This window comes from Psychrobacillus sp. NPDC096623, assembly GCF_044762655.1.
Taxonomy (GTDB): Bacteria; Bacillota; Bacilli; order Bacillales_A; family Planococcaceae; genus Psychrobacillus.
The window spans coordinates 709,419-721,381 of record NZ_JBIWER010000001.1; the positions used below are offsets into that span (position 1 = coordinate 709,419).

Annotated in this window: 7 protein-coding genes; all 7 read right to left on the reverse strand. The window is 33.7% G+C overall.

Going from position 1 to position 11,963, the window contains the following annotated elements; translation table 11 throughout:
* A partial coding sequence (locus ACIQX2_RS03320; protein ID WP_402846934.1) for a S8 family serine peptidase occupies positions 1 to 2,167 on the reverse strand: 2,167 nt, incomplete at its 3' end.
* A 560-nt stretch (positions 2,168 to 2,727) separates the two neighbouring features.
* Entirely contained in the window at positions 2,728 to 2,988 is a 261-nt protein-coding gene (locus ACIQX2_RS03325; RefSeq protein WP_402846936.1) for a hypothetical protein, read from the reverse strand.
* 413 nt (positions 2,989 to 3,401) lie between these two features.
* Positions 3,402 to 4,313, reverse strand: coding sequence for an endonuclease NucS domain-containing protein (locus ACIQX2_RS03330; protein WP_402846938.1), 912 nt, complete (start codon positions 4,311 to 4,313; stop codon positions 3,402 to 3,404).
* A 154-nt stretch (positions 4,314 to 4,467) separates the two neighbouring features.
* Entirely contained in the window at positions 4,468 to 5,064 is a 597-nt protein-coding gene (locus ACIQX2_RS03335) for a hypothetical protein (protein ID WP_402846940.1), read from the reverse strand.
* A gap of 1,865 nt (positions 5,065 to 6,929) precedes the next feature.
* Positions 6,930 to 9,599 (reverse strand): S-layer homology domain-containing protein, encoded by a 2,670-nt coding sequence (locus ACIQX2_RS03340; RefSeq protein WP_402846942.1) that lies wholly within the window; start codon positions 9,597 to 9,599, stop codon positions 6,930 to 6,932.
* Between the two features lie 250 nt (positions 9,600 to 9,849).
* Positions 9,850 to 11,124 (reverse strand): nucleotide sugar dehydrogenase, encoded by a 1,275-nt coding sequence (locus tag ACIQX2_RS03345; RefSeq protein WP_402846944.1) that lies wholly within the window; start codon positions 11,122 to 11,124, stop codon positions 9,850 to 9,852.
* 33 nt (positions 11,125 to 11,157) lie between these two features.
* Complete coding sequence (locus ACIQX2_RS03350; RefSeq protein ID WP_402846946.1) at positions 11,158 to 11,880, reverse strand: WecB/TagA/CpsF family glycosyltransferase; 723 nt, start codon at positions 11,878 to 11,880, stop codon at positions 11,158 to 11,160.
* Positions 11,881 to 11,963: the final 83 nt, after the last annotated feature.

Consider the following 11,963-nt stretch of genomic DNA (forward strand, 5'->3'; position numbering starts at 1 on the left):
GAGTATAATTCCCTTTTGTAGCAGTTGTTAATGCTCGTAGAGTACCGCCACTTGCAGTAATTCCTTTTACAACATTCCCTTCATTATCAACAATGATTGCTGTTGCTAATGTTGTAATGTTTTTTGTACTACCATCTTCATACAATACCGTTACCGTGTAACGTGATGTTTTCCCAATTTCTACTGATAATGAATTCTCTTGGATTTCAACGCCTGTTACCACTTTTTCCACTGTAACTGGAATGCTTAGTGTTTTGGTGCCGTATTTCACTGTAATAACTACGGATCCTGTTTTCGTCTTATCCAATACTGTAATTTTTCCTGTTTCATCTACAGTTGCTAGTTTTGCATTACTACTTGTATAGGTTGCTGCCTGTGTTACATCTTCGCTACTATTGTCATTGTAGTGAGCAGTAATTGCTAGCTGTGTGGGACTTGCTGTTGTCATAATAAAAGACGATTGGTTTGCTTCAATTTTTTCTAAAACAGGAACAACTGTTAAATCTACAGATATTTCTTTTTCGTTATAAAAAAAGTTAATAGTATAATTACCTTTAGCTGCAGTTATAGCTTTTAAATATCCCTTAGTAAATGTAAATTGACCTGTTACTAATTTATCCTGAGCATCAAGAATTTCGTAATTTGCTAAATTCGTAATATCTTTACTAGTACCATCAGTATATTTAGCGAATACTTTAAGTAAGGAAGTTTTTCCGAGTTCTAAAACGAACGGATTTTGATTAGTTTCTACTTCTATAGAAGTAAAGATTTTTGTAAATTCTCCTATTCTTTTCAAGTCAATTCTTGGTTTAACAATATTATTCTTAAAATCTTTTACTGGTTTACCAGTATTTCGAAGGAAAGTTAAAATTTCGTTTACTGATGCATTTGGTTTCATTTCTTTTAATACTGCCCAAGCTCCTGCAACGTGTGGAGTTGCCATGGATGTACCAGCCCAAGTATCATAACTTCCACCTGGAACAGAAGAAGTAATAGTATTCCCAGGTGCTAATAAATCAACCATATTAGCACTATTAGAAAAGTAAGTTACCGTATCTGAATCTGTGGTAGCTCCCACTGTAACAGCAGATTCAATACAAGCTGGAGCAGAAACACTATTATTGTAACCTTCATTTCCTGATGCAACTACAATAGCAATACCAGAAGCTGTCAAATTGTTAAAAATTGTACTTCTTATATCCATAGTACAATAATTATTATATTGTCCCCCACCTAAACTCATATTGATGGAAGAAATATTATATTTATCTTTTATACTATAAATATATTCAAGTGCTTTTAACTGGTCTGTGTTATAGGATGCTATATAATACTCATCATACCGATAATCATATAGTTTAGTAAAAACTTGTATTGAAATAAGATTTGCTTCTTTGGCAACACCGGATAATATTTTCCCATTAACCGCTACTTCCTTACCTGCCACTGTTCCAGCAACGTGTGTTCCATGATCACATCCAAGTGCTATATCACTACAATGAATACCTGATCCTGTTGCGTGAGACTCTGCAACTTTGTTTGGACAAAGAGATTGCGCATCGTAAAACTCATTTTGTGTAGAATAACATGCTTCTTCTATAACTTTTCCTTCTAAAAACGGATGATTTTTATCTACACCCGTATCTAAAATAACAACGTTTTGTCCTTTACCTGTGAACCCTAAATCCCATGTAGTATTTGTACCAATAATTTCATGGCTCTCTGCCATTGTCATTCGGGCAGGAATATCTTCTTCAATACTTGCAACATTAGAGTTTTGTAACAAATGTTCAAAAGTTTCTATTGTAACAAAAACTGATACGTATGGCATCGTATCAAAATTAACAATTTCGTCTTTAGATAAATTGTTTACAGAACTTATATCATTGTAAAAATTGTTTTGTAAACGCTCTATCGTTTGGGGACTTGAAATCTCATTAGGTAACAGAATACCATTCTTAAGACCTACTATGACTCTTACAGTTTCTTTTATTTCTAATTTCTTTCTAATTTTTTCAATTGCATCATTAGTGCTTGTCGAATACTCAGTAATAACTGATTTATCAACAACAACTTCAGAATTTGCGAATGCTGACAGAAATCCAGATGAGTAATACATACTAAAAATACCTACAATAAATACCATTACTAATAATCTTTTTAACACAGATTAGCCTCCTTTTAGTTTTAGTGCCATAATGTTGAATGGTACTTAAATCCCTCTCTATTTAAAGAAAATAGGAATATTTTAATAATTTATAACAATGCCATTCTTACTACTAATTTTACAGTATTATATATTTTTAAACAATAATATTTTTGGATATTTTTGGTGAATATATTACTCTATTAATAATACATTCTATTACTTATAGAAATACAATTTTGATTCATTGAGGAATGAAACAACAATTTCTTTCTTAGAATTGATTCGATACTCAAAATATATATAAGAAGTTTCAGGAATTTAAACAAGAATCACTGAATGAATTTTTGTTAAGGAAGGTTTAGCAAAATTAGTAAAGTGATTGAATAAAAAAATATAAAAGTTTTTTAGATATGACTTTTTTTGAGATTTTACTTTTTGAAGGGGACAGTAGTAGAAACAAAAGAAAAGCCCTTCAACCGATTGCTCGGTCGAAGGGCTATATTCTTAGGTGTTGTACTCAGTTATCAGAATTGTATCTGAATTGCATGAGTGACTGGCACCGGTAAATTATTCAGATATTACTTAACTTTAACATTTAATACAGTTGAAGAAACTGTATTTAGATTTACATAAGCACCAGCTGCATTCGGAGCAATAACTCGGAATAAGATAGAACCAGCATCTGTTAAAGCAGTTGTATAAGTACCAGGAGCAATATCAAGTGATCCAACAGTCATAGTACCTTTAGCACCTGAAAGAACTTCAGCAGTTACAGCACCTAAGATAATGTCATTAGCGTCTAGTCCACCAACCGTTGTATTATCAACATCAATATACAAGACAGGTGCATCAGCATTAGCTACATCTAAATAAACTTTAGCAACTGTATCAACATTATGTTCAATACCGTAGACAATGCTATCAGCTGTACCAATTGCTGGGCGAACATCTAGTACGTCAGTGATATCAATTGACTCTCCTTGATAATCAATTACTTTACCAGTGTTTTTGAAGTTATCCTTTGTAATAACAGTTTCTGGGGTATAAAGAATAAATAAAAGTACATATTCTACATAAGGGAAAAGTAATCACCAAGCTACCTATAGGCTTAAAGATTTCTTTTCCCTTTCTGCATACTTTCTCAAGATATAAAATTGCTTAACTCAAATTAAAAATATTAACTAAAATGCTCTTGAAAAAGCTCATACGAATGAATACCAGATATAAGAGGCCAAACTGTGTAAATATATATTTAATCCTTACTCTCAAGTTCCTTTAACGAAAACTTCCAAGCAAAAGTAAAAATCTTAATCCTTTCATTTGTAATCATAATTTTTTCTATTTCTTCAACAAAGTAAGGCAATATTCCTTTGCAGACTAATACTCCATTGATACCTTTGTCACCTGTAAATGAACCCAGTTCTTTCATGTATCCTTTGAGTTGCTCTACGTCTTTCCTGCCAATATCTCCTTGTTTAATTTCAACAACACTCTTTACTCCATTAATGTTATTTTGTAATAAGATATCAATCCGTTTTCCACTCGGGAGATGATATTCGGGTTTGATTAAGTCCAGTTCATTGCCTAGTTTTTTGGGGTGCTGTACAAGAAACTTTTGAATATCAGATTCTTTAATATGTTGCACTTCTTCTGTTAAAAGGAGCGTATCTGTTAATTTACTTAAGGATTGACAATTAATCACTTCCTTTTTCAACATTTCCACATCCGTTATATTTAATGCTTTCATAGTCCTTAGAGCGGATGTCATAGCATCTTGATATTCTTGCTTATTATTCAAATTCGGTTTGTTAGATAGTTTATTCAGTAAATCATGTGTAAGTTCAAGGGGATTATCAAGAACTTTAGAAAATACAGTATTACCAAAGACAATTGCTTCATTAGGTTCACTACTATCTGTTAATAAATGAGGATTATTATAAAATCCTTTGATAATAGAATCATTTTTTGCATCATTAGCTTTTAATACCATATCAACAACATAAAAAGCAGTTATAAAACGCTTTTTATATATTTTTGTATGAAAAAATAATACGTCGCCCTTTGTTAAAGTGAGCAGGCGTTTTCCTTCATGACGACTCCCATAAGAAAACTCCATAAAGTTCGGGTCATCACTATCTTTGTAACTAATTAAAAATCCTGCCATAAATATCTCCTCCTTGTACAGTGTTTATCAATATTTATACTAAATAGTAATTGAAACTGGATTGTTAACAGTAAAACATCGCAATGAACGAAATCGTACATCGCTTATTTGCTCACTTAAAAATGACATGTAACGACGATTCCTTTCAATCCCACTATTTTTTATCCCTGCTGAATATTGGTTTGCCAAATACATCATCAAATGCTTCCTCTGCCATTTCACGAATCGTTCTATTACTTTTCCGCATTCCGTGATATGCAACATACCAACTCGCCTCAGTAACTCTGCTTGGAGAATCTAAATTTACATTTTCATTTTCCGAAAGCTTTATACAAACTTTATAATTGTCATTTCTATTTACAGCAGATTTTAAATTACGATGGTATGTATCGTTAAAAAGATGACTTTCTAATCTAGTACGTGCATTGTACGATTCTCCACGATAGATGACTCTTGCATTAGGATTATTATTTAATATTGCTGTGCAACTATTTATATCTTTAAAGCCATTCTTATAGTCTGTAAAAATTAAGTAAAACCCCGGTTGATTTGGAATTTTATTTAAATCTACAATTGTATGAATTTGTTTCACAATAATAGTTGGTTTGGAACTCTTAGCTAAATCGATTGAATATTGTCCTTTCAAACTATTAAAGAGTGGAAAGAAGTGTTTATTTTTAATTTTTTCATGCATCACATCCGTTTCTTTCTTGATTTGTTCTACTGAAATTGAAACAATCTCATTTTTCATTGTTATACACTCTTTTCATTATTACTGGAATTCATTCTCTTTACATATAATCATATAATTCTTATATCCCTTTCATTATATATGAAAATTTGACTACATACATAATTAGTCATATATATCCATGAACTAATAAACAATTAATAAGCTGATGAATTATATTTTGACAGTTAACTTTCATTCTAAAATAGTAGTGAATTAAACCAAGATTATTAGAAGAAAAATTATTCGAAATCATGATGAAGAACTTTGGAAGTTATTTATTTCAAGCTCGTATACTGAAAAACTGAGAAGTTAGATAAGTAGCCACCGGGACTTTGTAGACAGTTAATCAAGAGATGAGAAAAAGAAGAGTTCACAACGAAACTAGTATGTCATTGTACGAACTCTCTTATTAATTATTTTTTAATTAGTAATAAGCAACCTCACTCACTTTTCCACGTTTGGTCGTATCACAATTTAGAGAGCGATAGCCTTAAATAGGATTCATTTGGTGGAAATCCCCATAAAAATAACCACCATATGCTCTAGGCATGAAAGGTAGTTATTTTTATACACTCATCAACTTGGTCAACCATTTTAGCAAATATTGCGTAAAGACTAGGTGTTAGCGCACCTACTCTACGTATATTTTAAGATAACAAAATGAAAATTACAAGTAATCAAACAATTCATTTTCACCTATCTTGTAACTACTTATTTATTAACTAAAGAATGTATATTAGATGAGATATTTAATAGGTTTTGAAAGAAAGGTAGATTGGGTCGGAGGGAACGGAGAAGCTATTCTGCCCTGCAAAGAGGACAAGGAATAGTTTGATATGCATGATATGTACATCTTGGTTCTTTCGGTCACGTATGAATAATAATAGTTTGCTGGAATCATAGACGTATCTATTTTTCCATTTGCCCAAGTCCAGCTTTAACAATAACTCCACCACGGAGTAACACTCTATCCTGCCTAGCTTTCGATACTGGGACGGTAACATCTGGGAATGTTTAACAACACCCTTCTGACGTGCTACACAAATGTCGGTAAGACATAGCCGGAGCAGACGAGATACTCAGCGGGATTTTTTTCGTCGTTTTACAACCATGCATGTGCCTTTCAAATACATGGAGGAGCGCTTCGCTACATGTTCACTTATTCGTTCTATTTAGTTTCTAATTGTTTCTGTGTAATCCTGGTTCAATCTTAAAAAAGTTTTTCCATTCGCTCAATTTTTATTTTGAAGGTTAGAGCATGTATAACCATTGTCATTTCATGTATATACAATAATTAAAATTCTTAACGATGAACATATGGATTAAACTTTGAAACTATCTAGTAAGTTTGAAAGAACAACGTTATTAAAGGGACAGTTAATTATTTTCTGCCTTCACGCAATTGATTGTTCATCATAAAGGAGCGCTAACCATACATCTCTGCCATTTAGTCTAATACATACATTTCTCCTAAATTAGAAATAGCACTAACTCTACAAAGGAATTAGTGCTTTAATTAGTAATTCAGGATTATAATATCTATTTGAAAAAGTAGTTGAAACAGAATAATGAATCGTTTTAAATGGTTAATTAAACTGTCTAACTTAGGATATTCTGAAAAATAAATATCTGAGTATTTTTTTTATTAATTCGAGATAACTCAAATACTTCATCAACCTTTCATTATCTAACAATTGATGTAATATGCGTTTACTACCATTGTGAAAGGTTATAATAAGAGTATCTAAGGGAATATATATCTTTAGAAAAAAAAAGAATACCATGCAGAGATTATTCTCCACATGGTATTTCTATTACTCTTCAACTAAAATCAAATCAAATATCTATTGAAGTTTGAATTTTGTTAAGCTAAAAACTTAAAATTACTTAACGTCAACAGATACTGAAGTAGCAGCGATTGAAGTAGTTACATCTACACCAGATACATCAGTTAATACTTTGAACAATAATGTTCCTTTTTCTCCAGCAGCAACTGTTGTATAACCTGCAACAGAATCTGTAGTAATAGGAGCAAAAGTACTTGATGCTGTTGCAGTTAATGTCAGAAGACCTAAATCAGTATCAGTTCCACTAGTATAAGTACCATCTGCATCTACGTCTAAGTAAAGAACTCCTTCAGTACCAGCAGTTTCAGAAATACGTACTTTGTGAAGAGAATTTTGAGTTAAAGCAACTCCATTCACGATATCATCTGCATTACTTGAAGTAATATTTAACACATCTTCATAGTTAGTTAATGCGCCAACATAGTTAACAGTTGGAGTAGCAAGGAAGTTAACAGATTTAATTTCAATAGGGTTATTTACCACTGTAATTGTAAATTTATCAACTTTACCACTTGCAGTGTCTTTCAATAGAATATCAGTTTTACCTGCTTTTAGACCTTTAATATCAATACTTACATCACCAGCAGTACCTGAAGCAGTTTCATTTTTAGCAAGACCAGCTGTTGCGTTACCAGTTCCACCAACAAATGTAGCTGTTGCAACAGTTCCATCAACAACCTCAACTGTGTATGTTGCTAAATCAACTGCTTCAACGTAAGTACCTTGTGTATTATATCTTGCTAGCTCATAAGAAACTGTATCATCAGCTAAAATATCTAAAGTATTGTCAGTAGAGTCAGGAGCAGCTGAAATAATCTCTAATTTTTTACTACCTGTATTATCAACAGCAGAAACATCAAGTATGAATGAACCAATAACAGTTCCAGCAGGGTTCTTGAAGGATACAGTACCTTTACCAGCAACTGCGCCAGTAAGAGTAATAGTTTGAGAACCAATTGAACCAGGAGCATCAGTTACCACTTCAAAATCCGATACGATTTCAACTCCACCAACTTTAGGAATTACTTCTTCGATATAAACGCCTGGAGTAGCATCTCCTGTAACAACTGCAAATGGGTCACCATATTGGTCTAAAGTTTTAACGCCAATAGTAGTATTGTAACCAACCACTGCTTTTACAGATGAAGTAGCAGGTGTAACTTTAGTAAGTTTACGAGTTGTATTAGTTACAGTAAAGTTCACTGTTTTAGTCACATTGCCAACTTTTAAAGTAATTGTTGCAGTACCAGCTGATTCTGCAGTTAAGACACCGTTTGCATCAACGGATACAACGGCTTCGTTTGAAGACTTAACATCTACATTAGTTTCAGGTAAAGTTACTTTTTCGCCAGCAACAGTTCCAGTAACTTTAAGAAGTTTAGCTTTTTCACCAGCAACTAAAGTTGTGCTGTTCATTTTATAGTCGTCTCCAAGTAATGCTGCATCATATGCTGCTGATGAATCATCTGTAGCAGTATCAGCAAAGTTATAGAAAGATACTGTATCTAATGCAGTTGTTTCAGCATCAATATTTACAATCTTAACAGCAGCAGAATCTGTTACAAGAGCTTCACCAGATTTTGTTACTTGGACTTCGACTGTGTATGAACCTTTAGCTAGAGCAGGATTAGAAATAATTCCAGTTGAAGAAGTATTAACTCCTACAGCATTATCAAAGAATCCGTTTGCAGCTGCTCCAGTACTTGTTTTAGCTACATATGTTACTGTATATCCAGCAAGTGCCAAATAATCTACATCAGCTGGCTGTCCATTAACACTGAAAGAAACTTTTTGTCCAGCACGCTCATCGTCAAATTGTTGAGCAGCAATATCAACTGAAGTTACTTTAAATTCAAATTTAGCAGTGAAATCTTTTTTAACATCATCAACTGTTACAGAAAGTGCAACCTCTGAGTTAGGGGCTAATTTCCCTTCTAAAGTTAATGTTGCAGTTTTGCCATCTTTAGATGCAGTTAATGCAGTAACTTTATTTCCAACCACAGATACTTGTTCTGCTTTAAGATTTTGAAGACCTTCACCAGTTAAAGTTAAAGTTGACGGGTTAGTCGCACTTACTGATACAACTGAAGGAGTTGCAGGGACAATGTGCTCAGCACGGTGGATGAATAAAGCGAATTCTCCACGTTTTACTGTGTCAGTTGCAGCGAAAGTTTTTTCAGTTTTACCTAAAGTTACTCCGTTTTCAACTAAAGCATCTACGTATGCATCCCAGTTTGAGTTTACATCTGTAAATGAGTTTTTAGTATCCCCTGCTTCTAATTTATAAGCATTTACAAGGATTTTAGCCATTTCTTGACGAGTAATGTAGTCGTCTGGAGCAAATTTGCTTTCTGTTTTACCAGAAGCAATTTTAGCGTTAACGATTGCATTAACTGCACCTTCAACACGGCTGTTTACATCTGTGAAATCTTGGTCTGGAGCGCTTTTAGTATCAAGACCTAGAGCTTTTGCGATAAAGATCGCTGCGTCTCCACGTTTGATAGGAGCATCCGTACCGAATTTAGTATCGCTGATACCTTCAGTGATGTTTTTAGAGATTAAGTAATCAACAGCTGTTTTGTATGTGCTGCTAACGTCCTCAAATTTTACTGCTGCAGAAGCACCAGGTACTACTGCTGTAGCTACTAAAGTAGCAGTCGCTGCTGTTGCAACGAACTTTTTGTACGACTTTGGTTGGTAAGCCATGTGTAGAATTCCTCCTTGATTTGTCAATCATTTATAATTCTATGAGATATTTCATAGATACAGTTTAAATTATATCAGTTAAAACTTAGTTGCGCTACTAAATTTATGAAATTTAATTAAATGTTACTAATTTCATAGTTTATTTTAGCGAAAATTGGGTTCAACTAATATTTTTATATAAACTCTCTACCTATTTTACCAAAAGTATCCTATATTTCAACTACTTTCTGAAAATTAGTTGAAATTTTTTTTAATTCTTTGAATCTCCTAGGACAAAGACCTCGTATCCAGCTTTTTCCCATGTTCTTCTATTAATACAGTTTTTAGTATCTATAATGATTGAATGGTTCATTTGGTCCTTTAAAATTGTTGGATCTAAGTCTTTAAATGCTTGGTGATCCGTTAAGATTAATATGGCATCCGCCTTATCTAGTGCAACTTCAAGTTGTTGTGTTTGTTTTTCTAAATTGTTTTCTTTAATATGTGGGTCAAATGCAATATAATCGATATTTCTTTCATGCAATTGCTCGATTACTTCTATTGAAGGACTTTCTCGCATGTCGTCGATATTTCCTTTGAAGGCAAGACCTAGCACTGCAATTTTCGGTTGATCGATTCCTTTTGCTTTCAGAATATCTTTGGTCAACTGAGCAGTATATGCTGGCATGCCATCATTTGTGCTTCTCGCTAAGTGAATAATTTGCGAATTTTTTTGGTCAAGCTCTACTAGGAACCATGGATCTACAGCGATACAATGTCCCCCAACACCTGGTCCTGGTGTGTGGATATTCACACGTGGGTGATAGTTCGCCAGTTTGATGGCCTCCCAAATGTTCACACCGATTGTTCCTGCAATTTTTGCAAGTTCGTTTGCGAAAGCAATATTAACGTCACGGTATGTGTTTTCCATTACTTTTACAAGCTCTGCAGTTGTTGCATCAGTTTCATGCATCTTCCCTTTTACAAAAGAGCTATAAAGTTCTGTCGTCATTGTTGCTGATTTTGGGTTGATTCCTCCGATAATACGGTCGTTTGAAACTAGTTCCTCAAAAACACGGCCTGGTATTACTCGTTCTGGAGAATGAGATACAAATAGTTCATCTCCGATTGCTAGTCCCGATTTTACTAATTCAGGTAGCATTACATGTTCAACTGTTTTTGGTGGCACTGTAGATTCTAAAATTACTAGGTTGCCAGCTTCCACAAATGGAACGATAGAAGCTGTTGCCGTACGAACGTATTCTAGATCAGCTGTTTTGTCCTGTTTAATAGGGGATGGTACTGCAATGATAAATACATCTGCTTTTTGAGGTGTTGTAGATACAGTAAGATTTCCGGAGTCAATCGCTTTGTTTAAACGTTCTTGTAATCCTTCCTCTTCTATATGTAATTGCTTGTTTTGTAATTTTTCTACAGCTTTAGCATTTACATCGACACCATGTACTATATGCCCATGATTAGAAAACATGACTGCGGTCGGTAAACCAATATACCCTAATCCCACTACACAAATTGTTTTTTTCATTATTTATTCAATCTCCTTCTATTTAAATACTAGTTATTTGGTCTTCTTTTCCTTTAATACTCTAAATAAAAAAATCGGCAAGTTTAGCTGCCTTTTTAATCTTGATGGACTAGCTATTAAGCGGTACAGCCATTCTAGTCCAAGTTTACGGAAAATAGCTGGTGCTCTTTTTACTGTTCCAGAGAACACGTCGAAACTGCCCCCTACTCCTTGAAATACTTTGACGTTTGAAAGCTTGGCCATGTTTCGTTCAATCCACAATTCTTGTTTTGGACTTCCTAAGGCAACAAATAATATTTTAGCTCCACTAGCTTGAATTTTTTCTACAAGTGTTGCTTCATCTTTATCATACCCATTTGTATATCCAGCTACTTGTATGGATGGATGCTCTTGTTGGATATTGTTAATTGCGAGCTTTACTGTTTCTTCTTTCGCTCCGTAAAAGTACACGGAATGCTGTTTGTTAGCTGCGAATGCTAGTAGAGTTGCCATCATGTCTACTCCAGTGACGCGACTTTTTAAGTTTCCGCCTTTTAGTTTAGATGCCAAAAGAACTCCAACACCATCCGCTATTTGATAGGTTGCGTTATTTATAAGTTTTTTAACCGTCGCGTCTTTTTGCGCTGTAATAATTTTTTCTGGGTTTACAGCGATGATTGTCGACTGTTCTTCCCTTTGTATTCTATTTTCAAGATCATTTATGATTCCTTCATATGTAAGTAGAGATACATCTACTCCTAAGTAGGTTTCTTTCATGTGTATGTCCTCAATTCTTTTTCACTTTGAACTTAATAATTATAGCAGATTCTTTGTATAGTTGCATAACTTCCATCACAAGT